Source organism: Rahnella sp. PAMC25559, from assembly GCF_050632365.1.
Classification (GTDB): Bacteria; Pseudomonadota; Gammaproteobacteria; order Enterobacterales; family Enterobacteriaceae; genus Rahnella; species Rahnella rivi.
Map to the genome: position 1 here is coordinate 182,586 of NZ_CP192543.1, position 25,990 is coordinate 208,575.

The 25,990-nt window shown below is 53.6% G+C and carries 23 protein-coding genes and 1 riboswitch; of the genes, 9 read left to right on the forward strand and 14 right to left on the reverse strand.

The window, feature by feature from the left end; all coding sequences use genetic code 11:
* Positions 1–33: 33 nt before the first annotated feature.
* From parE to nudF, 5 genes are all read right to left on the reverse strand, one after another.
* On the reverse strand, positions 34–1,929 hold the full coding sequence (gene parE, locus ACQZQY_RS02150; protein ID WP_056772954.1) for a DNA topoisomerase IV subunit B: 1,896 nt from the start codon (positions 1,927–1,929) through the stop codon (positions 34–36).
* A gap of 114 nt (positions 1,930–2,043) precedes the next feature.
* A complete protein-coding gene (gene yqiA, locus ACQZQY_RS02155) occupies positions 2,044–2,625 on the reverse strand; it encodes an esterase YqiA (protein ID WP_122096465.1) in 582 nt (193 codons plus the stop codon).
* The gene (gene cpdA / locus ACQZQY_RS02160) at positions 2,622–3,452 is read right to left on the reverse strand and encodes a 3',5'-cyclic-AMP phosphodiesterase (RefSeq protein WP_431296548.1); all 831 of its coding nucleotides are present in this window, start codon (positions 3,450–3,452) and stop codon (positions 2,622–2,624) included. The genes yqiA and cpdA overlap by 4 nt, the downstream gene beginning before the upstream one ends.
* A gap of 27 nt (positions 3,453–3,479) precedes the next feature.
* The gene (locus ACQZQY_RS02165; protein ID WP_072158072.1) at positions 3,480–3,902 is read right to left on the reverse strand and encodes a DUF1249 family protein; all 423 of its coding nucleotides are present in this window, start codon (positions 3,900–3,902) and stop codon (positions 3,480–3,482) included.
* Positions 3,902–4,537, reverse strand: a complete 636-nt coding sequence (gene nudF, locus ACQZQY_RS02170; protein ID WP_056772968.1) for an ADP-ribose diphosphatase — start codon at positions 4,535–4,537, stop codon at positions 3,902–3,904. Before nudF ends, ACQZQY_RS02165 begins: the two co-directional genes overlap by 1 nt.
* A gap of 233 nt (positions 4,538–4,770) precedes the next feature.
* Here nudF and tolC point away from each other — a divergent pair, with 233 nt between their 5' ends.
* The 3 genes from tolC (at position 4,771) to ACQZQY_RS02185 (ending at position 8,295) form a co-directional block, all read left to right on the forward strand.
* Positions 4,771–6,264 carry an outer membrane channel protein TolC gene (tolC, locus tag ACQZQY_RS02175; protein ID WP_056772971.1) on the forward strand — a complete coding sequence of 498 codons (1,494 nt, stop codon included), beginning with the start codon at positions 4,771–4,773 and terminating at the stop codon, positions 6,262–6,264.
* Positions 6,265–6,458: 194 nt separating this feature from the next.
* Positions 6,459–7,127 (forward strand): DUF1190 family protein, encoded by a 669-nt coding sequence (locus ACQZQY_RS02180; RefSeq protein ID WP_136374724.1) that lies wholly within the window; start codon positions 6,459–6,461, stop codon positions 7,125–7,127.
* Positions 7,128–7,134: 7 nt separating this feature from the next.
* The gene (locus tag ACQZQY_RS02185; RefSeq protein ID WP_122096468.1) at positions 7,135–8,295 is read left to right on the forward strand and encodes a glutathionylspermidine synthase family protein; all 1,161 of its coding nucleotides are present in this window, start codon (positions 7,135–7,137) and stop codon (positions 8,293–8,295) included.
* Between the two features lie 52 nt (positions 8,296–8,347).
* Here ACQZQY_RS02185 and ygiD read toward each other — a convergent pair whose 3' ends face one another.
* Both ygiD and ribB read right to left on the reverse strand, forming a co-directional pair.
* A complete protein-coding gene (gene ygiD, locus ACQZQY_RS02190; RefSeq protein ID WP_136374729.1) occupies positions 8,348–9,136 on the reverse strand; it encodes a 4,5-DOPA dioxygenase extradiol in 789 nt (262 codons plus the stop codon).
* A 245-nt stretch (positions 9,137–9,381) separates the two neighbouring features.
* Positions 9,382–10,035 carry a 3,4-dihydroxy-2-butanone-4-phosphate synthase gene (gene ribB, locus ACQZQY_RS02195; protein WP_056772983.1) on the reverse strand — a complete coding sequence of 218 codons (654 nt, stop codon included), beginning with the start codon at positions 10,033–10,035 and terminating at the stop codon, positions 9,382–9,384.
* Between the two features lie 133 nt (positions 10,036–10,168).
* Positions 10,169–10,343, reverse strand: a riboswitch (FMN riboswitch).
* Between the two features lie 132 nt (positions 10,344–10,475).
* On the opposite strand from ribB, the gene ubiK reads away from it, so the two are divergent.
* Positions 10,476–10,748 (forward strand): ubiquinone biosynthesis accessory factor UbiK, encoded by a 273-nt coding sequence (gene ubiK, locus ACQZQY_RS02200; RefSeq protein WP_056772986.1) that lies wholly within the window; start codon positions 10,476–10,478, stop codon positions 10,746–10,748.
* Between the two features lie 67 nt (positions 10,749–10,815).
* Here ubiK and yjeH read toward each other — a convergent pair whose 3' ends face one another.
* From yjeH to ACQZQY_RS02220, 4 genes are all read right to left on the reverse strand, one after another.
* Complete coding sequence (gene yjeH / locus ACQZQY_RS02205) at positions 10,816–12,066, reverse strand: L-methionine/branched-chain amino acid transporter (RefSeq protein ID WP_390973270.1); 1,251 nt, start codon at positions 12,064–12,066, stop codon at positions 10,816–10,818.
* A gap of 92 nt (positions 12,067–12,158) precedes the next feature.
* Positions 12,159–13,586 carry a bifunctional D-glycero-beta-D-manno-heptose-7-phosphate kinase/D-glycero-beta-D-manno-heptose 1-phosphate adenylyltransferase HldE gene (hldE, locus tag ACQZQY_RS02210; RefSeq protein WP_431296549.1) on the reverse strand — a complete coding sequence of 476 codons (1,428 nt, stop codon included), beginning with the start codon at positions 13,584–13,586 and terminating at the stop codon, positions 12,159–12,161.
* Positions 13,587–13,673: 87 nt separating this feature from the next.
* A complete protein-coding gene (gene glnE, locus ACQZQY_RS02215) occupies positions 13,674–16,511 on the reverse strand; it encodes a bifunctional [glutamate--ammonia ligase]-adenylyl-L-tyrosine phosphorylase/[glutamate--ammonia-ligase] adenylyltransferase (RefSeq protein ID WP_217203685.1) in 2,838 nt (945 codons plus the stop codon).
* 57 nt (positions 16,512–16,568) lie between these two features.
* Positions 16,569–17,876 (reverse strand): CYTH domain-containing protein, encoded by a 1,308-nt coding sequence (locus tag ACQZQY_RS02220; protein WP_431296550.1) that lies wholly within the window; start codon positions 17,874–17,876, stop codon positions 16,569–16,571.
* A 264-nt stretch (positions 17,877–18,140) separates the two neighbouring features.
* On the opposite strand from ACQZQY_RS02220, the gene ACQZQY_RS02225 reads away from it, so the two are divergent.
* A complete protein-coding gene (locus ACQZQY_RS02225) occupies positions 18,141–18,761 on the forward strand; it encodes a TIGR04211 family SH3 domain-containing protein (RefSeq protein WP_056773002.1) in 621 nt (206 codons plus the stop codon).
* A 198-nt stretch (positions 18,762–18,959) separates the two neighbouring features.
* On the forward strand, positions 18,960–20,195 hold the full coding sequence (locus ACQZQY_RS02230; RefSeq protein ID WP_431296551.1) for a multifunctional CCA addition/repair protein: 1,236 nt from the start codon (positions 18,960–18,962) through the stop codon (positions 20,193–20,195).
* A gap of 74 nt (positions 20,196–20,269) precedes the next feature.
* Here ACQZQY_RS02230 and bacA read toward each other — a convergent pair whose 3' ends face one another.
* Positions 20,270–21,097 carry an undecaprenyl-diphosphate phosphatase gene (gene bacA, locus ACQZQY_RS02235; protein WP_162237798.1) on the reverse strand — a complete coding sequence of 276 codons (828 nt, stop codon included), beginning with the start codon at positions 21,095–21,097 and terminating at the stop codon, positions 20,270–20,272.
* A 183-nt stretch (positions 21,098–21,280) separates the two neighbouring features.
* Complete coding sequence (gene folB, locus ACQZQY_RS02240) at positions 21,281–21,637, reverse strand: bifunctional dihydroneopterin aldolase/7,8-dihydroneopterin epimerase (protein WP_056773007.1); 357 nt, start codon at positions 21,635–21,637, stop codon at positions 21,281–21,283.
* 107 nt (positions 21,638–21,744) lie between these two features.
* On the opposite strand from folB, the gene plsY reads away from it, so the two are divergent.
* Entirely contained in the window at positions 21,745–22,374 is a 630-nt protein-coding gene (plsY, locus tag ACQZQY_RS02245) for a glycerol-3-phosphate 1-O-acyltransferase PlsY (RefSeq protein ID WP_431296552.1), read from the forward strand.
* Positions 22,375–22,469: 95 nt separating this feature from the next.
* Here plsY and tsaD read toward each other — a convergent pair whose 3' ends face one another.
* A complete protein-coding gene (tsaD, locus tag ACQZQY_RS02250; RefSeq protein ID WP_431296553.1) occupies positions 22,470–23,483 on the reverse strand; it encodes a tRNA (adenosine(37)-N6)-threonylcarbamoyltransferase complex transferase subunit TsaD in 1,014 nt (337 codons plus the stop codon).
* Between the two features lie 344 nt (positions 23,484–23,827).
* Here tsaD and rpsU point away from each other — a divergent pair, with 344 nt between their 5' ends.
* Entirely contained in the window at positions 23,828–24,043 is a 216-nt protein-coding gene (gene rpsU, locus ACQZQY_RS02255) for a 30S ribosomal protein S21 (protein WP_001144069.1), read from the forward strand.
* A gap of 134 nt (positions 24,044–24,177) precedes the next feature.
* The gene (dnaG, locus tag ACQZQY_RS02260; RefSeq protein WP_056773016.1) at positions 24,178–25,926 is read left to right on the forward strand and encodes a DNA primase; all 1,749 of its coding nucleotides are present in this window, start codon (positions 24,178–24,180) and stop codon (positions 25,924–25,926) included.
* Positions 25,927–25,990 lie beyond the last annotated feature (64 nt).

Sequence of the window (25,990 nt, forward strand, 5' to 3'; positions counted from 1 at the left end):
GCGTCCGGCATTTTTTTGGAACATGCTGAGGGATCAGACGTCCAGTTCGGCTGTATCGCCTTTTTCCTGCAACCAGTTACGGCGATCTTCCGACCGTTTTTTCGCCAGCAGCATATCCATCATGCGCAGCGTCTGGTCGATATCATTTTCGTCGATGGTCAACTGAACCAGACGACGGGTATTCGGATCGAGCGTGGTTTCGCGCAACTGCAACGGGTTCATCTCACCCAGCCCTTTAAAGCGCTGTACGTTCGGTTTGCCTTTTTTGCGTTTCAGCTGATCCAGCACACCCTCTTTTTCCTGCTCGTCCAGCGCATAGAACACTTCTTTGCCCAGATCGATACGATAAAGAGGCGGCATAGCGACATACACGTGACCGCCGCGAACCAGTGAACGGAAATGGCGGACAAACAGCGCGCAAAGCAGCGTGGCGATGTGTAAACCGTCGGAGTCCGCATCCGCAAGAATACAGACTTTGCCATAGCGCAGTTGTGACAGGTCTTCACTGTCGGGATCAATACCGATCGCCACAGATATATCGTGCACTTCCTGAGACGCCAGCACTTCGTCAGAAGAGACTTCCCACGTATTTAAGATCTTACCTTTGAGCGGCATGATCGCCTGGTATTCGCGATCGCGCGCCTGTTTGGCAGAACCGCCTGCGGAATCCCCTTCCACCAGGAACAGTTCAGTCATGTTCAGGTCTTGCGACGTACAGTCCGCCAGTTTGCCCGGCAGCGCAGGGCCGCTGGTGAGTTTCTTACGCACCACTTTTTTCGCGGCACGCAAACGACGCTGCGCACTGGAAATACACAGTTCCGCCAGCTGTTCTGCTGCATGCACGTTCTGATTCAGCCACAGGCTGAAAGCATCTTTCACCACACCGGAAACGAATGCTGCGCACTGGCGCGAGGAGAGACGCTCTTTGGTCTGACCGGCGAATTGCGGATCCTGCATTTTTACCGACAGCACATAGGCACAGCGCTCCCAGATATCTTCCGCCGAGAGTTTGACGCCGCGCGGCAAAATATTGCGGAATTCGCAAAACTCGCGCATTGCATCCAGCAGGCCCTGACGCAGTCCGTTAACATGCGTCCCGCCCTGCATCGTGGGGATCAGGTTAACGTAGCTTTCCGTCAGCAGCTCGCCGCCTTCAGGCAGCCACAGCAGTGCCCAGTCTACCGCTTCGATATCACCGGCAAAGGCACCGACAAAGGCTTTTTCAGGCAACGTGATCAGGCCGTTTACCGCTTCCATCAGGTAGTCGGTCAGCCCGTCTTCGTAACACCAGCGTTGCTCGGTGTTATTCACCTTGTCTTTGAAAATGATTTCAACGCCAGGGCACAGTACGGCTTTGGCTTTCAGCAAATGACTGAGGCGGCTGACCGAAAAGCGCGGGCTGTCGAAGAAACTGACGTCTGGCCAGAAATGTACGCTGGTGCCGGTATTGCGTTTGCCGCAGGTACCGGTAACGTGCAAATCCTGCACTTTATCGCCGTTTTCGAACGCCATCTCATACACTTCGCCGCCGCGTTTTACCGCCACTTCGACACGTTTAGATAAGGCGTTAACCACTGAGATCCCCACGCCATGCAGGCCGCCGGAGAACTGGTAGTTTTTGTTGGAGAATTTACCGCCTGCGTGCAGACGGCAGAAAATCAGTTCGACTGCGGGCACGCCCTCTTCGGCGTGGATATCCACCGGCATGCCGCGGCCATCATCGATGACTTCCAGCGACTGGTCTTCATGAAGGATCACTTCGATGCGTTTGGCGTGGCCGGCTAATGCCTCATCCACGCTGTTATCAATAACTTCCTGGCCGAGGTGGTTTGGCCGGGTGGTATCAGTGTACATGCCCGGACGGCGGCGCACCGGTTCGAGTCCGCTGAGGACCTCTATGGAATCCGCGTTATAAGTAGATTGGCTCATCGTTGATTATTCGTGGCTCATAGGTTTGTGGGCTAACGATACAGTATGTGGGCGGGAGGAAAGCACTGGCAGCGCGCAGACGCCAAAAATCCGGGGAAACGTCACCCTGCGATATTAGTCTGCGGCCAGTTCGAGGAAATCGACAATCGGCGAAAAATAGCGTTCAAAGCCGACAAATGCATGATTTCCCTCGGGTTCGACCGTCTGGCGACAGGTGGTGTAATAGGCCACAGCCTGACGGTAATCGAGAACTTCATCGCCCGTTTGCTGTAATAACCAGAGTAAATCCGGTGACTCCAGCGGTTCGATCTGCATCACTTTCAGATCGTAAACGTGGCGTGACTCTAACACATATTGTTGGCCGGTGTAGGGGTTCTCATTTTGCCCGAGAAAGTCGATCAGCAGCTCATAAGGCTTCACCGCCGGGTTCACCACCACCGCGGGGACGGCAAAACACTGCGACAACCAGGTCGCGTAATAGCCGCCGAGCGAGGAGCCGACAATGCCCAGTTTTTTACCGGCATGTTGAATCACCAGTGTTTCCAGTTGTTCTGCCGCTTCGGACGGATACGGCGGAAGCTGGGGGATCACCATCTCGATGGCCGGATGATGTTCCGCCAGCCAGTTTTTCATTAACGTGGCTTTGGCGGAATTAGGCGAACTGTTAAACCCGTGCAGATACAAAAGGGTATTCATTCGTAGCCGTCCGATTCCGTATCGGGATGAAACTCTGTGGATTCGAGACGAAATACCTGCGTCTCAACGCGACCATCCGGATACAAATCCAGATAACGCCAGCCCGGTGCAACGGTATCAATCGTAAAATTGGTGCAGTGAGGTTTGAACTGTACGCAGGTTGATGGCGTGGCGTACAAGCGACGGCCATACCAGTCGAGATCCAGTTCCTGATGAATATGCCCGCACAGCAGCGTATTCACTTTCGGGTAGTTCACCAGCGTATTGGCCAGCATGTGCGCGTTACGCAGGCTGTGCTGATCGAGCCAGGTACACCCGGAGGGCAACGGATGATGATGCAGCATCAGCAGGGTGTAGCGGTCAGGCCAGGCCTGCAGGCAGCGCTCCATCCACTCCAGCTGATATTCACTCAGCTCACCGTGAGGCACGCCAAATACCTGAGTATCAAGCAGAATAATTTGCCAGTGTTCGCCCACCAGCACGTGCTTCGACGGGATGACCCCGGCTTCGCGCAGGGTGTCAAACATCGCTGGCTGGAAATCATGGTTTCCCGGAAGCCAGACACAAGGCGCAGGCAGTTCACTGATGCCACGGCAAAACTGCTGGTATGCCGCCACCGACTGATCCTGAGCCAAATCCCCCGTCGCGGCGATGATATCGACTTCACGCTGCTGCGCCTTTATAGCGTCCAGCACCGCGCGATAGCTGTTAAACGTATTCACGCCCAACAACGTTTCATCTTCACCGGCAAAAAGATGGGTATCTGTAATCTGTAGAACTCTGACTTTGGCCCCATTTACCAAAGGCAGTTTAAACAGGCTTTCCAAATCGTTTCCCTTGTTATTGAAGTCTGTCTAACAAACCGGAATTGCCATCGCTCCGTGCGCAAGGCAATAACGCAGCCAGTCCGCAAGAAACTGGTTAATTTGATGCTTTTCATCACGCTGATGCAACTTTTTATTAGGATAATCATAACGTGCTTTGAAGCGGAAAATCTGCTGACTTGCACACACTTCAGCCACCATCGCATCATGATAAAGCCGAACCGTCAGCGACGGCAGACTCCAGTAACTGACCGCAGGTGCCGTTTGTTTTATCTCCACCAGAGATGTATAGCGTGTCGATTCGAGGATCGTCAGACGATACTTGGCGCTACTTACCTGATATGTCACTGTTTCGCCGGGCTCATCGGTGCGCGGCATTAAACGTCGCAATTGTGCGAAATTGGTTTCACACAATCTCATCATTTCAGGGAAATCAGGGGTATAGCGCTTAATCATTCGTTGGCCCACTCTTTTCTCAGGGATTCATAGTGCAGTTGCAGCCATTGCAGAGCAATCACTGATGCCGCATTGTCTATCGCTCCTTCTTCCACCCAGCGGTAAGCCTGCTCGCGGCTGACGACGTGTACCCGGATGTCTTCATTCTCTGCTTCCAGACCGTGAATTCCTTCTGCCGTTGTGGCGTCGACTTCACCGACCATAATGGAAAGACGTTCGCTGGTACCGCCGGGGCTGGCTAAATAATTCAGCACCGGTTTACAACGCTTCACCACAATGTTCGCTTCTTCCAGCGCTTCACGGCGGGCGACTTCTTCTACCGTTTCGCCCTCTTCAATGATACCGGCGACCATCTCCAGAAGCCATGGTGTATCACTGGAATCAATACATGGTATGCGGATCTGCTCGATCAACACCACCTCATCGCGTGACGGATCATAAGGTAATAACACCGCAGCATGCCCGCGTTCAAAAACCTCACGCACAACCTCGCCACTCATTTCGCCATTAAACAAACGATGGCGAAACCGATATGCAATAATAGAAAAAAAACCTTTATATCGTGGCTCACGTGCAATAATTTCTACATCATCTTTGCCGAAACTTACCGGTGAACCTTTAAATGAAGACATGGAGCGTTCTCCTTTAATGCCTCATAAAGGTAATTTATCGCCTTTTGAGGTCAATTTGATGAAAATGCGTTAATAATAATCAAGGTTGTTTGTGATAGATTTAGGCTCATTCCGCGGGTAAGGCACGTTAAGCCAACCTACCCGCTAGCCTGTCTCTGCTAGAATCCGCGTCTATTCGATTATTTGACTGCGTCACCATACATAACAACATTGCTGCACAACAAGGAATGCAAATGAAGAAACTGCTCCCCCTTCTCATCGGACTCAGCCTGGGCGGCTTTAGTACGATAAGCCAGGCCGAAAACCTGATGCAGGTCTATCAGCAGGCCAGGACGAGTAACCCCGACCTGCGTAAATCAGCTGCTGACCGGGATGCCGCATTCGAAAAAATTAACGAAAGCCGCAGTCCTTTATTACCGCAACTCGGTTTGGGTGCGGATTATGGTTATACCAATGGTTACCGCGATGCGAATGGCGTAAACAGCAATGTTGGCAGCGCCAGCCTGCAATTAACGCAGACCCTTTTTGATATGTCAAAATGGCGCGCCCTGACGTTGCAGGAAAAAACTGCCGGTATTCAGGATGTGTCTTATCAGACGGATCAACAATCTTTGATCCTTAATTCTGCGACAGCCTATTTTAATGTATTGAGTGCGATCGATTCACTCTCTTATACCGAAGCGCAGAAACAGGCTATTTACCGTCAGTTAGATCAAACCACTCAGCGTTTTAACGTGGGTCTGGTTGCCATCACTGACGTGCAGAACGCCCGTTCGCAATACGACACCGTGCTGGCGAATGAAGTTACCGCACGCAACAACCTGGATAATGCGCTGGAATCCCTGCGTCAGGTGACCGGGACTTATTACCCGCAGCTGTCTTCTCTCAACGTTGACAATTTCAACACCACGCGCCCGCAACCGGTCGCCACGCTGTTGAAAGAAGCCGAAAGCCGTAACCTGAGCTTGCTGTCAGCACGTCTGTCACAAGATCTGGCTCGCGAGCAAATCCGTTATGCTGAAACCGGTCATATGCCAACGGTGGATCTGACTGCCTCTACGGGCATCAGCAATACCAAATACAACGGCGACAAAACCGGTGGCGCTTCAAGCTATCAGGATGCCGATGCTGGCCAGAATAAAATTGGCCTGAGCTTCTCTCTGCCACTGTACAGCGGCGGTTCTGTCACGTCTCAGGTGAAACAGGCTCAGTACAACTTCGTGGGTGCAAGCGAACAGCTTGAAAGCGCACACCGCAGCGTGGTTCAAACCGTTCGTTCCTCCTTCAACAACATCTCTGCCTCTATCAGCAGCATCAACGCTTATAAACAAGCCGTTGTTTCTGCTCAGAGTTCTTTAGATGCAATGGAAGCCGGTTACCAGGTCGGTACCCGAACTATCGTTGATGTGCTCGATGCCACCACCACGCTGTACAACGCCAAGCAACAGCTTTCCAGCGCGCGTTATACCTATCTGATTAACCAGCTGAACATCAAGTCAGCGCTGGGTACACTGAACGAAAGTGATCTGCTGGCACTTAATGGTGCGCTGGGTAAACCGGTACCTACGGCGCCGGATCAGGTTGCGCCTGAAACGCCAAATCAGGATGCGGCGGCTGACGGCTATAACAGTGACGGCACGCAGGCAACTGCACCGCGCACTGAAAGAGCCAGCGCGACCACCACAGCGCCAGTTGCGCAGAAAAGCAGAAATCCTTTCCAAAACTGAGTCTGAAAGACACCGTTTTGTAGAGCGAAATCCCCTGAGGCAGCCTGAAAAGGCTGCTTTTTTTTGTCTCCGTCACGTCCCTCTGTAAAGTCTGGTAACAATTGGCTTTCGCTGCTTTAACAATAACCCGCTTTCCCCTATCCTTAAACCCTACTGGGAAAGGGCGAAAAAGCCCTGTGAATGGGATAAGAACGATGAAACGGACACAACACGTCAACCTGGCAACCTTCCGAAAATCCTGGCGCAGCTCTCGAATGACGCCTGTCGCACTGGCTGTCAGCGCCGTATTTATGCTGTCTGGCTGTGAAAAAACCGACGAAACGGTTTCTTTGTATCAGAACGCGGATGACTGCTCTAAAGCGAATCCGTCCGGCAGCGCGCAGTGTGTCGCAGCTTATGATGCCGCGAAAAAAGACGCCGAAAAAACCGCCCCGAAATACGCCAGCCGCGAAGACTGTATTGCCGAATTCGGCGAAGGTCAGTGCACACAAACACCGGCACAGGCTGGTGTGGCTTCCGCCGAAGGCCAGAGCAGTGGCAGCATGTGGATGCCACTGATGGCAGGCTACATGATGGGCCGTATGATGAGTGGCGGCGCGTATGCACAGCAGCCACTCTTCAGTTCTAAAAATCCGGCAAGCCCGGCGAACGGTAAATTCGTTGATGCAACCGGTAAAAACTACGGTCCTGCAACGGCTGGCGGCCGAACCATGAACGTGCCTAAAACCGCGATGGCGCCGAAACCAGCCGTGACTAAAACCATCACCCGTGGCGGTTTTGGTGAAAGCGTAGCAAAACAGACATCGATGCAACGTAGCTCAACCGCCGCTCCGCGCAGCGCTGGCCGCAGCATGGGTGGCTAAGGCACAGATGAAACGTTTACCTGTTACCGAGCGCCCGGACTGGCGCGAAAAAGCCACCGAGTTTGGCTTCAATTTTCACACCATGTATGGCGAACCTTACTGGTGTGAAGATGCCTATTATCAGTTCACGCTGGCGCAAATCGAAGAGATTGAAGATGCCACCGCTGACATCCATCAGATGTGTTTGAAAGTGGTCGAACGCGTGGTGGGCGACGATGCGCTGATGGCGAAGTTTCAGATCCCAAAACACGTCTGGGAATTTGTTCGCCATTCCTGGCGGACGAATCAGCCTTCGCTGTATTCGCGTCTGGATCTGGCCTATGACGGCATCAATCCGCCTAAGCTCCTGGAAAATAACGCCGATACGCCAACGTCCTTGTACGAGGCAGCGTTCTTTCAGTGGCTTTGGCTTGAAGATCAGATCGCGGCGGGCAATTTGCCGCAGGACGCGGATCAGTACAACAGTCTGCAGGAAAAACTGATCGCACGGTTTGCCGAGCTGAAAAATCAGCACGGTTTCTCGCTCTTACACATCGCCTGCTGTCAGGACACGGAAGAAGATCGCGGCACGGTGCAATATCTGCAGGATTGTGCGCTGGAAGCGGAACTGGCGAGCGAGTTTCTGTATATCGAAGAGATCGGCCTGGGCGAGCGCGGGCAATTTACCGATCCGCAGGATCAGGTGATTTCCAATCTGTTTAAGCTTTATCCGTGGGAATTTATGTTCCGCGAGATCTTCGCCACGAAACTGGAAGATGCCGGTGTACGCTGGCTGGAACCCGCCTGGAAAGCCATTCTTTCCAACAAAGCATTACTGCCGTTGCTGTGGGAAATGTTCCCGGATCACCCGAATCTGTTACCGGCGTATTTTGCCGAAGACCCGCATCCTGAACTGGATCACTACGTGGTGAAACCGCTGTTTTCACGCGAAGGGGCTAATATCAAAGTCATCGAGAAAGGTCAGGAAGTGGCCCGTGTCGAGGGACCGTATGGCGCGGAAGGGATGATTGTGCAGCAGTTCCACCCGCTGCCGGTGTTTGAAGGCAGTTACACATTGATCGGCAGCTGGCTGGTCAACGATCAGCCTTGCGGGATCGGCATCCGTGAAGATAAAGCGCTGATCACACAGGATCTGTCACGTTTCTATCCGCATACCATCGTCGGATAAAAAAACTAAAAAGGGATAATGTGATCTTTCATTATCCCTTTTATTCACCGAATTAACCTGCCTGAACGGACAACATCGACAACGATCCCATGACGATCCCGTCGGTTGGCTGCGTGATCGGCTCCTCACCGTTCCATGCCCCTAAAATATATAACAATGGCAAATAGTGATCCGGTGACGGATTCGATAACGCCCCCCCTTCATGATCCATAAAGTTCACCAGAGGATGATCCTTCGCCTCACCCTTCCAGCTCAGATTATCTTTCACAAAGTTCTCGAAAGAAGTCGCCCACGGATAAGGCTCGCCCTTTCCGTCCCATTTCACCATGCGCAGGTTATGGACCACGTTTCCGCTGGCGACGATCATTACCCCTTCGTCACGCAGAACAGCAAGTTTTTTACCCAGCTCATAGTGATATTCCGGCGGTTGGGTTCCGTCGATACTCAACTGGATCACCGGAATATCGGCCTGCGGATACATCTTGATCAACACACCCCAGGTTCCGTGGTCGAAGCCCCATTCACTGGTATCAGACAGAACATTTATCGGGCTGAGCAATTCCTGGACGCGTTTTGCCAGTGCCGGTGAGCCCGGGGCTGGATAACGTTTGTCGAACAACGCCTGCGGAAAACCACCGAAATCGTGAATGGTGCGCGGGTTTTCCATTGCCGTCACGGCGGTCCCACGGGTAAACCAGTGTGCTGATACCGCCAGAATCGCCTTTGGTTTCGGCAGTGATTCGCCCAGCGCATGCCAGGCACGGGTATACGTATTATCTTCCAGCACGTTCATCGGGCTGCCGTGACCTAAGAAAAGTGCGGGCATACGTTGAGTCGTCATCATGAATTCCTTACCGCAAATGAAAGAGAGCGGGCAGTGAACCACCTTCCGCGTAATGCCAATACGGTACTCTTTTTGACTGGCGGTGACAGCCGGATAACGGTGAAGGAGATGTTCAATAAATTTGAAGGGAAAAATCAAAGGTGATGTGCAGACATGACGTTAAAAAAGGCGGTAAAGACAAAATTCGGGAATAAAAAGCAAAAAGGCCGCATAAGCGGCCTTCGAACGGGAATAACGCTCTGTCAGCTTGCCTGACGGGTCTGCGCCTGACGATATTCCACCAGGTCCGCGATCGTAACAACGGGCATATTATGTTGTTTCGCAAAGACAATGGCTTCAGGCGCATGCGCCATGCTGCCGTCATCGTTGGTCAGCTCACACAGCACACCGAAAGGTTTAAGCCCGGCCAGTGTCACCAGATCGATAGACGCTTCGGTATGGCCGCCACGGGTCAGCACACCGCCAGCCTGCGCGCGCAGCGGGAAGATATGCCCCGGACGGCTCAGGTCGGAAGGTTTCGCGCCATCTTTGATGGCGGTGCGAATGGTGGTGATGCGGTCAGCGGCAGAAACACCGGTCGTCACGCCTTCAGCTGCTTCAATGGTCACGGTAAAAGGTGTCTGGAACTGGCTGGAGTTGTTCTCCACCATCATCGGCAGATCGAGCTTTTTACGGCTGTCTTCGTTCATGGTGAGGCACACAATCCCGCTGCCGTGACGAATGGTCAGCGCCATTTGTGCAACGGTCATGTTTTCAGCGGCAAAGATTAAATCGCCTTCGTTTTCACGATCTTCGTCATCCAGTACCATCACACCAACGCCGTTACGAATAGCGTCAATAGCACGCTCAACGCGTTCAGCGGGTGTACCGAATTCGGAAAGTAGGGTCTGATTCATGGTAAAAATAACCTCATGTTCTGTATGTGGATTACCAGAATCAGGGCGTCTTGAGGAGGCTAGCTGCAGCGGCCTGATGGCGTGCTACAGTTATAAAAAATAACGCAGCGGACAAAGCTTGTCCGGCTTGAATCGTTACTCTCTCCCATCCGGACTTTAACCGTCGGCCCCGGAATTACACCGGATCTGCTGACCTCTAACCCCGAAGGATTGAGCGCTCGCGGGCTTCCACGTGGAAGGATTTATGGCCTTCCGGTACGCTGTGGTTTACCGCCGGTGGGGACTTTCACCCCGCCCTGAGAATAAGCAATCCAACTATAACGCCAATAAATGACCAGAGCAATCCTGCGGTTTGGCCAATTAGTGCCCCGAAAGGTTTATAGAAACGTCATCAGCGATTACACTAGTCAAAAGCATCTCCTTCGAGAAAAGGAAATAATATGATTGACCCGAAAAAAATTGAACAAATCGCCCGCCAGGTTCACGAATCCCTGCCAAAAGGGTTCCGCGAGTTTGGTGAGGATGCCGAAAAGAAAATCCGTCAGGTATTGCAGGCACAGTTCAGCCGCATGGATTTAGTCAATCGCGAAGAGTTTGACGTACAGACGCAGGTTCTGCTGCGCACCCGCGAAAAACTGGCTGTGCTGGAGCAACGTCTGGCCGCGCTGGAAACGAAACTGGCGGACGCAGAAAAACCACAAGATCCGGTTTGATTTTTCAGTACCCCAGAAATGACCAAGGCCTGCACAGCAGGCCTTTTGCTTTTATCACACTCAGAAATTATCGGGTGTGAAGCACGGTTTTCGCGCGGGGCAGCAGCAGCCACAGCGCGGCAAATATGATCAACGCATACGAGGCTTTCCAGCCCACCATCGCCAGCAATCCGCAACACAGCACCGCGCCAAGCCGCGCCATCCAGATCGAACGCCCTTTCAGGATCCGCGACCCCGCCAGCATGCACAATAAATAGATCAGGATGAAGATCCCGTTGGCATAAGTGATCAGCGCATCGAGCGGCAAATGGAGCCAGTAAATCAGCAAGGTAAACAGCACGCAGCAGCCGACCACCAGATTGAGTGCCGCCACCGGCACGCGCTGAGCCGAAAGTTGTGCCAGCTTGCTCTGCGGTTTCAGTTGCGCCTGTGACCACACCAGCCGGGCGAAGCTTTGAGTATAAATATTGACGCTGGCAAAGCACGCCAGATAGCCAATAATACAGGCCACCCACAACGCTTTCTGCCCGAACAATTGCACCACGATGCCTGGCAACGACGCGCCCGCTTCCCGCCCCTCACCCCAGGCGTGGAATTTCAGCACCGCCACGGTACACCCCCAGTACACCGCACCGGCGACCAGCATACCGATGAGTAACGCGCGCGGAAAATCGCGTTCCGGATGACGAAACTCCGTCGCCAGATGGGCAAAAGCTTCCAGGCCGACGAAGCACCAGAACATCACGGCCAGCGCGTCAAACAGGTTCGATGGCGAGATATCGTGAATGGCGGGCAGCGGAATTTGCGGCAATGAAATATCACCTTTCCACCAGATCGCAACAACCAGCGCGATCACCAGCGCTGCAATCAGCGTCTGAATATTGGCGCTGGAACCGGCGCTGCGCGTGCCGAGGAACCAGATGACCAGCAGTGTGCCAAGCTGGACAAGCAGCAGATTTTCACTGCTCCAGCCAAATGCTGCCTGCCAGAAGCCAGCGGCGATGTGCAGCGCGGCAGGCAAACCGACCGGGATCACAGACAAAAACAGCCAGCCGGTGACCCTCGCCATGTGCGGTCCAAAGGCTTTGCCAACGAAATGTGCCGCACCGCCTGCACTGGGGAAATGTCGTCCGAGCGCGGCAAAACCAATGGCAATGGGAAACACCAGCAGGATCAGCACCGGCCATGCCCACAGGCTGTCGTTTTGCGCCAGCTGTGCCGCCAGCGCGGGCACGGCGAAAACACCGGTACCGAGTAACGAGGTGGAAAGCAACCCGACGCCCTGCGCCAGACTTAATTCCTGTTTTAATCCGCTCACAACTGAGTCATTTCCTTTTGGCGTCTGTAATTCAAAAGCTAAAAAAAAGGGCTTATCAGATAAGCCCTTCGGTCAGCGTGTGGATGACAGGATCACTCCTGTGATTTGATCTGATTGATGATTTTGGTGGTCGATAATCCGTCTTCAAAATTCAGCACGCGGACTTCGCCGCCGTTAGCCCAGACTTCTTCACTGCCGGCAATCTGCTCCGGTTTATAATCGCCGCCTTTGACCAGCAGATCCGGCAAGATCCCGGCGATCAAACGCTGTGGGGTGTCTTCTTCAAACGCCACAACCCAGTCCACTGCGCCCAGCGCGCCCAGCACGATCATGCGGTTTTGCAGCGCATTCACCGGACGGGTTTCCCCTTTCAGACGTTTGGTGGACGCATCGCTGTTCACCGCGACAATCAGACGATCGCCCAGCTTGCGCGCGTTCGCCAGATAGGAAACGTGGCCGGCATGCAGGATGTCAAAAATGCCGTTGGTCATCACCACTTTCTCGCCGCGCTGACGCGCCATGGCCACAGCGGCTTTCAGTTGCTCTTCAGTCATCACGCCGAAACCGACGTCAGAACGGCCACCGATAGCATTTTCCAGTTCGACCGGAGATACAGTTGATGTTCCGAGTTTACCCACCACCACGCCTGCCGCGGCGTTAGCCAGGAAACAGGATTCTTCCAGCGTATTGCCTGCCGCCAGCGCCGCAGCCAGCGTACCAATGACGGTGTCACCGGCGCCGGTCACGTCATACACTTCCTGCGCCTGCGTAGGCATATGGAAAGGTGCTTTGCCCGGCTGTAACAACGTCATACCGTGCTCAGACCGCGTGACCAGTAATGCGGAAAGCTCGAAACTGGCAATAAGTTGCATACCGCGCGTGACGATTTCTTCTTCGTTTTTGCAGCGACCGACGACCGCTTCAAATTCGGACAGGTTTGGCGTCAGCAGCGTGGCACCGCGATAACGCTCAAAATCAGATCCTTTAGGATCGACCAGTACCGGCACACCGGCTTTTCGCGCCAGCTGAATCATCTTCTGCACTTCTGTTAGTGCGCCTTTGGCATAATCTGACAGCACCAGCGCGCCGCTTTCCGGCAAAGCCTGTTCGATTTTAGTCAGCATCGGTTGCAGATCGACGCCTTCAAAACCTTCTTCAAAGTCGAGGCGGATCAGTTGCTGGTTGCGCGACAAAATACGCAGTTTGGTAATGGTCGGGTGCGTCGGTAAGGCGACAAAATCGCAGTGAACCTTCACTTCTGCCAGACGCACGCCCAGGGCGCGCGCCGCATCGTCCACACCGGTCAGGCCGATCAGACGCGAAGAGGCACCCAGGGATGAGATGTTCATCGCCACGTTAGCCGCGCCGCCGGGACGTTCTTCGATGGTATTCACCTTCACGACCGGTACCGGCGCTTCCGGTGAGATTCGGTTGGTCGGGCCATACCAGTAGCGGTCTAACATTACATCACCGACCACCAGCACACCGGCACGGTGAAAATCAGGCAAAGTCACTTTCATCCCAAGACTCCAAAACAGGTAAAACCAAACAGAGAAAAATAGTGCGCCGGATAATATCACAAGCACCTATTCCCCCACTAAAAACCCTCAGCCGAGCCATTTCGCCCAGCTGGCGCGGATTTGCTCACGTTCTGTCGCAAAACTGCCTGCGGCGACTTTGCTGCCGTGTTCCTGCAGCGCGAGGTGATGGATTTCATCGCGCAGCGTAACGTAAGCCTGCGTCAGATTTCGCGCTTCGTCTTCAGGCATGATGTCATTTTGCGCCATCAGTTCGAAAATGCGGACGTTATCCGACCAGCGTGTCAGTTTCGGCTTCTCATGTGCAAAGCGTAAGACCAGATATTGTGCAATGAATTCAATATCGGTGATGCCACCCGGATCGGCTTTCAGATCGAATTCAGCGGACTTTTTACTGCCGAGGTGGGCGTACATTTTTTCCCGCATCTCGCGGACTTCTTTTCGCAGCCCCTCCCCCTCACGCTCGCGGCAGAGAATATCGTGACGCGTGGCGTTGAACTGCTGCGCCAGCTGCGGATCGCCGTACACCACCCGCGCGCGCACCAGCGCCTGATGTTCCCAGGTCCAGGCTTCACTGGCCTGATAATCGGCAAACGCTTCGATGGTGCTGACCAGCATGCCGGAAGCACCGGAAGGACGCAGTCGCGGATCGACTTCATAGAGAATGCCGGAGGCGGTACGCGTACTGAATAAGTGCATAATGCGTTGCGCCAGACGCAAGTAAAACTGGCGTCCGTCGATGCTGCGTTCGCCGTCAGTCATCACTTCTGGCGCGCAATCAAGCAGGAAGACCAGATCCAAATCTGAGCTGTAACCCAGCTCCCAGCCGCCCAGTTTTCCATACCCGACCACGGCAAAACCGCGCCCTTCGCGCTGCTGAAGGTGCGCCGGCTGGCCGTATTTTACGACCATCTGATCCCATGCCTGCTGCACAACCACGTCCAGAATGGCTTCGGCCAGATAGGTTAAATGGTCGCTCACTTTCATGACCGGCAGTGCGCCGGAAATATCACCGGCGGCAATGCGCAGATGTTGTGCTTGCTTGAACTGCCGGACAGCTTCCAGCTGTTGCTCTTCGTCTTCCGTCGGCACACGCATCAGGTACTGACGCAATTCATCACGGTACGCGCCGGGCTCAATCGGATGATACAGGGTGCGGGAATCGAGCAGTTCATCGAGCAACAGCGGGTGTCGCGCCAGCTGTGAGGCGACCATCGGTGAGGCGGCGCACAGTCGGATCAGCTGTTTGAGTGCGCCGGGATACTCCACCAGCAGTTCTATATAAGTCGTGCGCGTGACGATGTTCAGCAGCAATTGCATCAGACGTTGCAGGGTGACATCGGCATTTTTATAGGTACATACCTGCGCCAGTAGACGCGGCATCAGCAAATCAAGCTGATCTCGTCCACGCGGTCCGATGGTCCTTTTATCGACATCACGACGGAATTCGGCAATCTGCTGCAGGATATGACGTTGAGCATTGTCATCCAGCAGCGGCACCCACGGCGCCAGCTCGGAAGGCTCCAGCGTATCGATCCACAAACTGCTGAATTGCGACTGCTGCTGATCGTCGTCGACGTCCGGTGTGTCATCACCAATCAGATCATTAAATACCGCCCGCACGGCCTGCATGTGAGCATTCACGGCATCAAGAAGCTGCGGCCAGTCCGGATAATTCATTCCCCAGGCCAGACGCGCCTGATTCAGTTCATCCGCCGGAAGAGTCTGGGTTTGTTCGTCGGCGATCGCCTGCAACAGGTTTTCCAGACGACGCAGGAACAAATAGCTGCCGCGCAGTTGCAGAACCTGCTCAACGGGCAGCAGTCCAAGTTTTTCCAGCGCCTGCAAGGTCGGCAGCAGGGCACGTTGTTGCAGGGCCGGTTCACGCCCGCCACGGATCAGCTGGAAAACCTGCACGATAAATTCGATTTCGCGGATACCACCGGCACCCAGCTTAATATTATCTTTCAGACCACGGCGACGTACTTCGCGGGCGATCATCCCTTTCATGTTGCGCAGGGACTGAATCACGCTGAAGTCGATATAACGGCGGAACACGAACGGCTTCAGCATCTTGCGCAGTTCCTGACTGCTGCTGTCTTCCGCGCCGCCCATCAGACGCGCTTTGACCATCGCGTACCGCTCCCAGTCACGTCCTTGTTCCTGGTAGTAATCTTCCAGCGCAGAAAAACTCATCACCAGCGGCCCGCTTTCACCAAACGGACGCAGGCGCATGTCGACCCGGTACACAAAACCGTCGATGGTCGGCTGATCCAGCGCTTTAATCAGGCGCTGCCCGAGACGCACAAAAAACTGCGAATTTTCCAGCTCACGGCGACCACCGCGTGTCTGGCCGTTTTCCGGATACGCAAAAATCAAATCGATATCCGAAGAGAAATTCAGCTCACCGCCACCCAGTTTCCCCATGCCGAGGATCAGCATTCGCTGCGGTTCACCCGCCGCATTCACCGGCGTACCAAACTCACGGCAACAGGCGTCATACAGCCAGTCACGTGCGCTGACGATCAGTAACTCCGCAAGCTCGCTCAGCTGTTGCAGCGTGTCTTTCGCTTCGCTGGTTTGAGCCGCCTGTGACCAGGCAATGCGGGAGAGAATTCGCCGGCGAAACAGGCGCAGCGCCTTCATTAAACCGGCTTCATCACTGACGCCGGTTAGCGAGGCTTCCAGCCACTGGCGGTAAAACTGCCATTCCTGCGACTGCGGCGGATTTTGTTCGATTTCATGCCACCACTGCGGAAACGCCAGCAGGCTGTCCGTCACGAACTGACTGCTGGCCAGCACCGCCAGCGCAGCCTCGTCGGGAAGGGGCAGATGTTCAGGATGTTCACGCCATTGCTCAAGCAAACTCCGGGCGTGGCTTTGCAAAACAGGGGAAAGTGGCAACATGAAATCAGATTCCTTGCAAAAAAAAGCCCGGGCAATGAGCCCAGGCTTATCAGTCAATTAACGTGGCTGGCCGTTTAGCCAGAAGGCATCCATCATCAACGCCTGCGAACGGGCAGAATCCTCCAGCGCCAGTTGCTTCTGGATAATTGCCTGTTGCAGCTCGGTCCAGCCCGCCAGATACGCGGCAACGTCACGCTCAGGGTAGGCACCTGACAGCAAATGGAAGGTGATGATCTGACGCTTCAGGCGTGCCAGCTGGTCGCGGTAACCTTCTTCGGTCAGCGGTTGTGCAAAGGCTTCTTTCAGGTCGGCAGCGGTACGGCCAAGCATGATGTCGGAGAAGCGTTTGAAAGAACCTTCGAGCTTCTTCGCTGATTTATCATCGATAAACGGCGTCCACCCCGACATTGTCAGCCATGAGGTGAGCACTAACTTACATTTCAGATAGGCAGCGCTGAAGCAGACTTCCTGCGCATCGGCGGATTTCTGTTCCAGCACCGGCACCAGGTCAGTCAGCAAGGTACGCAGCTCAGCAGAAGCCTTACGCGGCACCAGCCCGCCAAACAGCACCAGAATCTGACGCACCGTCTCTACGGCCTGCAACACTGCCGGACGCGCCAGTTTATCGCCGCGCGCCCACAGTTCTTCGTGATACTGCCAGTGGTCAAGCGCCAGCTCGAACATGCCCGCCATCGCCTGTTCCACGGTGGCTTTCGGTTTGGCCTGGAAAACCGGCAACGGTTTGATTTCACGTACCGGATTGCCTTTCGCCAGATGGTAACCGCGCGCTGCTTTGCTGAACCCACCCTGACGTAAACCGCCGTGCTCAGCGATTTCTGCGGCCAGCGCCAGTAAATCTGCGGTGTTACCTTTTTTCAGTTCAAGTTCGATTTCAGACAGCGGCTCAGACAATTCACCCGCCACCACCTCGCCCAAATCAAGACCCAGTTCGACCTCGCTTTCGCCGTAAGTGATCACCCACTTCTCACGGGTGAAATCCGTGCGGAATAACGGTGCCAGCGCTTTTTGCAGCGCCGCTACCTTGCAGCCTTCCGGCCAGATATCTTTCGGGAATGCGCTGAGCTTAAGCACCGGCTTTTTCAGCTCAACGTTATACTCCGGCCGCTGGTGTAAACCGCCCACCACTTTGCCGCCGGTTTTAAGGGTCATTTCATACTGATCGTCGAAACCGCGGATACGCAAGCCAATGTCGTGCGAACGTAAATAGTTTTCCGCAGTCTCAAAATAGATGTTGGTGAGTTTCGAAGGCGCGGTGTGCTCAGTGGTAAAACGAGCAAGTTGCGCGGGTAACTCGGCAATGGTGGCCGGGGTGGCGATAAATTTTAATTCTATTTCTACGGTCATAAGGGTCTTCACACCGATTCTTTGCTGCCAAAAGGGATAAATGCGTCTGTCCAATTCTACCATAAGCACTGCGCGCAAGCCGCATGTTGCGGGATTGTAAGATAGTTCTCATTCCGGTTTATGCATTGCGTCGTCACACTGTTGCCCTTACTATCGGTCACCAAATTAATGCGATCGCTAATAACTGCGGTTGCCAGAAGACGTATCCTGATAAGACGGATCCACACTTCACGTTCCCTAAATTCACAAAGAAACGATGAAATAATGCATAAATTACGCCTGATTGGTTTCGCTTTGCTTGGCTTAAGCATCACTTGGGGCGCTCATGCCGATGAGAAGCGCTACATTTCCGACGATTTGATTACTTATATCCACAGTGGTCCGGGTAATCAGTATCGCATTGTTGGCACGCTGAATGCCGGTGATGAAGTCACCTTACGCAGCGTCAATGACAGCACTAAGTACGGTGAAATCATTGACTCAAAAGGGAAAACTGCCTGGATCCCTCTCGATCAGTTAAGCAATCTGCCGAGCATCCGTACCCGCGTACCTGATCTCGAAAATCAGGTGAAAACGCTGACGGACAAGCTGACGAATATCGATTCCAGCTGGAACCAGCGTACTGCGGAAATGCAGAGCAAAGTGGCCTCCAGTGACAGCATTATCAACGCCCTGAAGAAAGAGAATCAGGAGTTGAAAAACCAGAAGATCATCGCCGAGAAGAAAGTTAACGCCGTTAATGTTCAGCTCGACGACAAGCAACGCACCATCATTTTACAGTGGTTTATGTACGGTGGCGGTGTGGCCGGCGTAGGTTTGGTTCTGGGTCTGCTGTTGCCGCACCTGATCCCGCGCCGCAAGAAAAAAGATCGCTGGATGAGCTGACAGGCTAACGCCTTCACGGGTTCCTGTTCAGAGTTAACGCTAAGGCACTTCGGTGCCTTTTCTTGTTTCCATTATCCGGCAAACAAACAGCACTTACTGGCGATGATGAAGACCAGGTTTGCTATGATAACGTCAGAGTCCCTTCTTTATTTTCAGCGCCGAGATGTGCTGAATTGACCTTACTTCAGGAGTTATCGCGTGGAGATTTACCTGGTTGGCGGCGCAGTCCGAGACAGTTTATTAAACCTGCCTGTGTCTGAACACGATTGGGTGGTCGTAGGCGCTACGCCTGAATACATGCTGGAAAACGGTTATCAGCAGGTCGGTAAAGATTTTCCGGTCTTCCTGCATCCGGTCAGCCGCGATGAATACGCGCTGGCGAGAACGGAACGGAAATCAGGTGCCGGTTACAACGGATTTACCTGCTACGCCGCGCCGGACGTGACGCTGGAACAGGATCTGATGCGTCGGGATCTGACCATCAATGCTATCGCCAAAAGCAAAGAAGGCGAACTTATCGATCCTTACCACGGTCAGCGTGATATCGGGCTGCGCCTGTTGCGCCACGTTTCCGACGCTTTCGGCGAAGATCCGCTGCGTGTTCTGCGCGTTGCCCGCTTTGCCGCCCGCTTTGCGCATTTAGGTTTTACGGTTGCCCCGGAAACCCGCACGCTGATGCAGCAGATGGCAGAAAGCGGTGAACTGGAAGCCCTGACGCCTGAACGTGTGTGGAAGGAGACGGAGAAAGCGTTGCAGACGCAGGATCCGCAGGTGTTTTTCCAGGTGCTGCGCGACTGCGGCGCCCTGAAAGTCCTGTTCCCGGAAATTGACGCGCTGTTTGGCGTACCCGCGCCGGAGAAATGGCACCCGGAAATCGATACCGGCATACACACCCTGATGACGCTGAAAATAGCCAGCCAGCTGACGCCAGATGTTGATGTGCGTTTTTCGGCGCTTTGCCATGATTTGGGCAAAGCCCTGACCCCGCCGCAATTCTGGCCAGCCCATCACGGCCACGGCCCGGCGGGCGTGAAACTGGTGGAGAACCTCTGCCAGCGGCTGAAAATTCCGACGCATATTCGTGATCTGGCGAAGCTGGTGGCAGAGTTCCACGATCTCATCCATACCGTGAATAAATTGCGCCCGGAAACCCTGTTAAAACTGTTTGATACCATCGATGTCTGGCGTAAACCGCAGCGTCTTGAGCAAATGATCATGACCAGTGAAGCCGATGCTCGCGGTCGTACAACCTTTGAAAACAATCCCTATCCGCAGGGAGATTACCTGAGTGAAGCCTTTAACATCGCGAGCAGTATTTCGAATAAAGAAGTGCTCGATGACGGTTTTCAGGGGATAGAAATCCGCGATGAGCTGAAAAAGCGACGTACGCAGATTCTGGCACAATGGAAAGCCGCGCAGGAACCCGCAATCTGATCTTCCGTTGTGGCGGAAAACCCATGAAAAAAAGCCCCGGACACAGTCACGGGGCTTTTTTATATTCGCTGAAATCAGGCAATAAAGACGAAGTAAACCGCCAGTGCCACGAAGAAGCGGTAGATCGCGAACGGAATAAACGAGATGCGCTTGATCACGGCCAGGAAGGTTTTGATCGCAAACAGAGCGACGATAAACGCCGTCACAAAGCCGGTGGCGAACATCGGCAAATCGGCCATGCTCAGGAAACCATAGCTTTTATACACATCCAGCACCGTGGCGCCCAGCATCATCGGCACGGCCAACAGGAAGGAGAACTCGGACGCGGCAAAACGGCTGACGCCGAGTAACATCCCGCCACCAATGGTCGCTCCCGAACGGGAGAAGCCCGGCCACAACGCCAGACACTGGAACACACCGATCAAAAATGCCTGTGCGTAAGTCATGTCATCCAGCCCTTCAGCACGCGGCTTCTTCGGCTTGAACAGTTCGGCGGCAATCAGTAAAAAGCCGCCGACGACCAGCGCATACATCACATTTTTAGGTTCAAACAACGATTTGATCTGCGAGTGCAACAACAACCCCAGCACTGTCGCCGGGATCATGCCCAGAAGGATATGTAACAGATTCAGACGGCGGGTTCCTGTGCCTTCGTGAACCGGTGGCTTACCAAAGTGCAGACCAATCATGCCGAACAGGCGACGCCAGAACATCACCACCACCGCCAGAATAGAACCCAGCTGGATGATCACTTCGAATGATTTTGCTTTATCCCCGGTGAACCCTAAAAGATTACCCACAATGATCATATGCCCGGTGGAGGAAACCGGTAAAAACTCGGTCAGCCCTTCCACCACTCCCATAATAACGGCAACCAGCAAAGAATGACTTTCAGCAATCATTAGCTTACCCAACCCCATCAGATACCCGCTTGCGGGAAAATATGCTGCACAGCAGACAATAAAAAAGCGACATCGTACTGAGCCGCTTCAATCAGCAGAGGCCTGTGAACCGGCATCTACTTTTAACGCTTCTTTATGACAATCAATAGACAAGCAGTTTCTGATTTCTATCCATCACCGGAATTAAAAACGTTGGCCGCGCTCGATGATCACCCCGACGTTCGCCGCCTGCGCCACTGCGCCGGGCTTACTGAGTTTGATCCGCACCCACGGAGAATTAAATCGTTGCAGAAGCAGCGTCGCCACTTCTTCTGCGACACGTTCCACCAGGGCAAAGTTTTGCGAGGAAACATGCGCGATCACGGCTTCACTGACATCCGCGTAGCTTAAACAGTCATTCACATCATCGCTGGAAGCCGACTTGCGGTTATCCCACGCCATTTCGATATCGAACACCAGTTTCTGTTTAATGGTCTGTTCCCAATCGTAGGCACCAATAGTAGTGATTACATTTAGTTGCTCAATAAATACGATATCCATCACGCGTTTCTCTGTTTTTAGCCAAGCCGGATACCACTTCCAGCAGAAAATGCGTATTATCCATGGATGTTGCGATTAAAACGACCCTTATTAGACGGAACGGCTTTATGAGTGCTACCGCGCTTGGAATGATTATTTTCGCCTACCTTTGCGGCTCGATTTCCAGTGCGATTCTGGTCTGCCGGGTAGCCCGTTTGCCTGATCCACGCACCGCAGGATCCTGTAATCCCGGCGCGACAAATGTGTTGCGGCTGGGCGGACGCCTGGCTGCCGCTGCCGTCCTGATCTTCGACGTGATCAAGGGTATGCTTCCCGTCTGGCTTGCCTACAGTTTCCACATTCCACCGATGTATCTTGGCCTGACGGCCATTGCAGCCTGCCTCGGTCACATTTACCCGGTCTTCTTCCGCTTTAAAGGCGGCAAGGGCGTGGCGACGGCCTTCGGTGCTATCGCCCCTATCGGCTGGGACCTGACCGGCCTGATGACCGGTACATGGCTGCTGACAGTGCTGCTGAGTGGTTACTCGTCACTTGGCGCCATCGTGAGCGCGCTGATTGCACCGTTTTATGTCTGGTGGTTTAAACCCGAATTCACCTTCCCGGTGGCTATGCTTTCATGTCTGATTCTGTTGCGCCATCACGACAATATTCAGCGCCTGTGGCGTGGTCAGGAAGGCAAAATCTGGGATAAGCTGAAAAAGAAACGTAAAGCGGCGAAAGACAATAAAGACGAATAACTCGCGTTTCAGACATAAAAAAACGACCTCCATGTGGGTCGTTTTTTTATGGGTGTATACCTCTGTACTGCCTGAATTTGACAGCCTCGATTTGCTCAGACCGGCGGTAATTCAGCCAAAGGCCAGCGCGGGCGAACCGTTACGCCCAGGTCTGGCGTTGCACCGGTTTTCAACCGAACAATACCCGCATAGGCGATCATCGCGCCGTTATCGGTACAAAATTCAGGGCGGGCATAGAAAACTTCGCCACCGCGTTTGGTCATCATCTCGGCTAATTTTGCGCGCAGCGTACGGTTCGCACTGACGCCCCCGGCCATGACCAGCCGTTTAAAACCGGTCTGTTCCAGCGCGCGTTTACATTTAATCGCCAGCGTATCCACGACGGCATCTTCGAAAGCACGCGCGATATCCGCATGCGTTTGCGCATCGCTGTCATTGCCGCGAATGGTATTCGCCGCAAAAGTTTTCAGGCCCGAGAAACTGAAATCCAGTCCGGGACGATCGGTCATCGGACGCGGGAACGTAAATCGCCCAGCCACGCCTTCGGAGGCCATTTTCGACAAAAGCGGGCCGCCGGGATAATCCAGACCTAACAATTTTGCCGTTTTATCAAATGCTTCGCCTGCGGCATCATCAATAGATTCGCCCAGCAAGGTGTATTCACCGATCCCTGTGACGCTGATTAACTGCGTATGACCGCCAGACACCAGCAGCGCAACGAACGGAAAGTCAGGGGGATTATCTTCCAGCATCGGCGCCAGCAGATGGCCTTCCATGTGATGGACGGGCACTGCGGGCACATTCCAGGCGAATGCCAGAGAGCGGCCAATGGTCGCCCCCACCAGCAACGCACCGACCAGGCCAGGGCCTGCGGTATACGCGACACCATCAATATCCTGTGCGGTCAGCCCGGCTTCTTTGAGCGCAGCCTGAATCAGAGGTATTGTTTTACGGACGTGATCTCGCGAGGCCAGTTCTGGCACGACGCCGCCGTAATCTGCATGCAGTTTTACCTGACTATACAATTGGTTAGCTAACAAACCGGTTTCGCTGTCATAAACTGCAATTCCGGTTTCATCGCAGGACGTTTCAATACCCAGTACTCGCATCACTCTTTCCGTCATAGTTTCAGGCTAACTTGCGGCGCGCAGTTTAGCACACAAGCACCTGCGGGCGCTGCATCCGCGTGGTCATTCCTGCCAGTTACTTCCCCCCTCAGTATCAATCATCGTTACGGCCAATTAATGTCGAGCAATTTGGGTTGATTGGTATATAATCGGCGCCCGACGCAAAAGCGAGCGCACAATGTTGCAGAAGGGTTGCAGAAAGCACCCGTTTCAATTTGCCGTTATGCTTTACAAGGCGACGCGAATTGGAGTAAAATTCCGCACCATTTTGAAATGTGCTGGTACAACATCAGCAAACAAACCGATTTTATCGAGGTGAGAGGCACATGCCTGTAATTAAAGTACGTGAAAACGAGCCGTTCGACGTAGCTCTGCGTCGCTTCAAACGTTCCTGCGAAAAAGCAGGTGTATTAGCCGAAGTTCGTCGTCGTGAGTTCTATGAAAAACCGACTACTGAACGTAAACGCGCTAAAGCATCTGCAGTAAAACGCCACGCCAAGAAACTGGCTCGCGAAAACGCACGTCGCACTCGTCTGTATTAATCTTCGGGGGTAACCCCAATCGCGTGATTTGCAATATTAAGAACGCGCAGACTGCGTAGTAGCATACGAAGGCCGTGCTTTCCGAAAGGGATGCGCGGCTTGTTCTCGTTTATAGGCTAGTGAGTAAGGGGCTTATGGCTGGGAGAATTCCGCGCGTATTTATCAATGACTTGCTGGCCCGCATCGATATCGTCGATTTGATCGACGCCCGAGTAAAGCTCAAGAAACAGGGTAAAAACTATCACGCGTGCTGCCCTTTCCACCATGAGAAAACACCCTCATTTACCGTAAATGGCGATAAGCAGTTTTATCACTGTTTCGGCTGTGGTGCCCACGGCAATGCCGTCGATTTCCTGATGAACTATGACAGACTTGAGTTTGTCGAAAGCATTGAGGAACTGGCGACAATGCAAGGTTTGGAAGTGCCGTATGAAGCAGGCACGGGTCCAAGCCAGATGGAACGCCACCAGCGTCAAAGCCTCTACCAGTTGATGACCCCGCTCAGCGAGTTCTATCAACAGTCGCTTAAACAACCTGCAGGTGCACCCGCGAGGGAATATCTTGCCCAGCGCGGTTTAAGTGCAGACGTCATCCAACATTTTGCCATCGGTTTCGCCCCGCCGGGTTGGGACAACGCCCTAAAGCGTTTTGGTAAAAATGCCGATGACAAAGCATCACTGATTGACGCCGGTATGTTGGTCACCAATGACAACGGACGCAGCTATGATCGCTTCCGCGAACGGGTCATGTTCCCGATCCGCGATAAGCGTGGCCGCGTGATTGCATTTGGTGGCAGGGTTTTGGGTGACGGTACCCCGAAATACCTCAACTCACCGGAAACTGAAATTTTCCATAAAGGCCGCCAGCTCTATGGCCTTTATGAAGCGCAATTGAAACACCCGACCCCGACGCGTTTGCTGGTGGTTGAAGGGTATATGGACGTCGTGGCACTGGCGCAGTTCGGCATTGATTATGCCGTCGCATCACTGGGGACATCCACCACGGCCGACCATATTCAGCTGATGTTCCGCAGTACGGATACCGTCGTCTGCTGTTATGACGGTGACCGTGCAGGGCGTGAAGCCGCGTGGCGTGCGCTGGAAACAGCGTTGCCGTATCTCAATGATGGGCGTCAGCTGCGGTTTATGTTTTTACCCGACGGCGAAGATCCGGACACTCTGGTGCGCAAAGAAGGTAAAGACGCGTTCGAACAACGAATGGAACAGGCAATGCCGCTGTCCACATTCCTGTTTGATTCGCTGATGCCGCAGGTCGATTTGAGCAGCCCTGACGGACGGACCAAATTGAGTATGCTGGCATTGCCGCTGATCCGTCAGGTACCCGGTGAAACATTGCGCATGTATTTGCGTCAGCAGTTAGGGAACAAGCTCGGCATTTTGGATGACAGTCAGCTCGAAAAGCTGATGCCCAAACAGGCCGAGAATGGCAATAGCTATCAGGCGCCCCAGCTAAAACGCACAACCATGCGTATACTTATAGGGTTACTGGTACAAAATCCACAACTGGCTACACTTATACCCTCGCTGCAAGGTTTGGAACAAGCGAAGCAACCTGGACTGGATTTGTTCAGCGAGTTAGTCAGCACTTGCTTAGCCCAACCGGGGCTGACAACCGGCCAGTTACTGGAACTTTATCGCGACAATAAGTTCTACCAACAGCTTGAAACTCTGGCGACATGGAACCACATGATCGTAGAGGACATGGTCGAAGAAGAATTTCGTGCGACGCTCGCCAGCCTGTATGACTCAATTTTAGAGCAACGGCTTGAAACCTTGATAGCAAAAGCCAGGACGCACGGCCTGAGCCCGGAGGAACGCACAGAAGTCAGTTCCCTGAATCAGGTATTAGCGAGAAAGAACTAAAAATTAGAACATATCGGTAGCGCGTGAGGCGCTATCTCAGAACACGGCTTAAGTGCCGATTAAA

Coding starts and splice junctions, on each gene's coding strand:
- parE (WP_056772954.1), bottom strand. CDS start 1,929: ATGAGCCAATCTACTTATAACGCGGATTCCATAGAGGTCCTCAGCGGA.
- yqiA (WP_122096465.1), bottom strand. CDS start 2,625: ATGAATACCCTTTTGTATCTGCACGGGTTTAACAGTTCGCCTAATTCC.
- nudF (WP_056772968.1), bottom strand. CDS start 4,537: ATGTCTTCATTTAAAGGTTCACCGGTAAGTTTCGGCAAAGATGATGTA.
- tolC (WP_056772971.1), top strand. CDS start 4,771: ATGAAGAAACTGCTCCCCCTTCTCATCGGACTCAGCCTGGGCGGCTTT.
- ACQZQY_RS02180 (WP_136374724.1), top strand. CDS start 6,459: ATGAAACGGACACAACACGTCAACCTGGCAACCTTCCGAAAATCCTGG.
- ACQZQY_RS02185 (WP_122096468.1), top strand. CDS start 7,135: ATGAAACGTTTACCTGTTACCGAGCGCCCGGACTGGCGCGAAAAAGCC.
- ygiD (WP_136374729.1), bottom strand. CDS start 9,136: ATGACGACTCAACGTATGCCCGCACTTTTCTTAGGTCACGGCAGCCCG.
- ribB (WP_056772983.1), bottom strand. CDS start 10,035: ATGAATCAGACCCTACTTTCCGAATTCGGTACACCCGCTGAACGCGTT.
- ubiK (WP_056772986.1), top strand. CDS start 10,476: ATGATTGACCCGAAAAAAATTGAACAAATCGCCCGCCAGGTTCACGAA.
- hldE (WP_431296549.1), bottom strand. CDS start 13,586: ATGAAAGTGACTTTGCCTGATTTTCACCGTGCCGGTGTGCTGGTGGTC.
- glnE (WP_217203685.1), bottom strand. CDS start 16,511: ATGTTGCCACTTTCCCCTGTTTTGCAAAGCCACGCCCGGAGTTTGCTT.
- ACQZQY_RS02220 (WP_431296550.1), bottom strand. CDS start 17,876: ATGACCGTAGAAATAGAATTAAAATTTATCGCCACCCCGGCCACCATT.
- ACQZQY_RS02225 (WP_056773002.1), top strand. CDS start 18,141: ATGCATAAATTACGCCTGATTGGTTTCGCTTTGCTTGGCTTAAGCATC.
- bacA (WP_162237798.1), bottom strand. CDS start 21,097: ATGATTGCTGAAAGTCATTCTTTGCTGGTTGCCGTTATTATGGGAGTG.
- folB (WP_056773007.1), bottom strand. CDS start 21,637: ATGGATATCGTATTTATTGAGCAACTAAATGTAATCACTACTATTGGT.
- plsY (WP_431296552.1), top strand. CDS start 21,745: ATGAGTGCTACCGCGCTTGGAATGATTATTTTCGCCTACCTTTGCGGC.
- tsaD (WP_431296553.1), bottom strand. CDS start 23,483: ATGCGAGTACTGGGTATTGAAACGTCCTGCGATGAAACCGGAATTGCA.
- rpsU (WP_001144069.1), top strand. CDS start 23,828: ATGCCTGTAATTAAAGTACGTGAAAACGAGCCGTTCGACGTAGCTCTG.
- dnaG (WP_056773016.1), top strand. CDS start 24,178: ATGGCTGGGAGAATTCCGCGCGTATTTATCAATGACTTGCTGGCCCGC.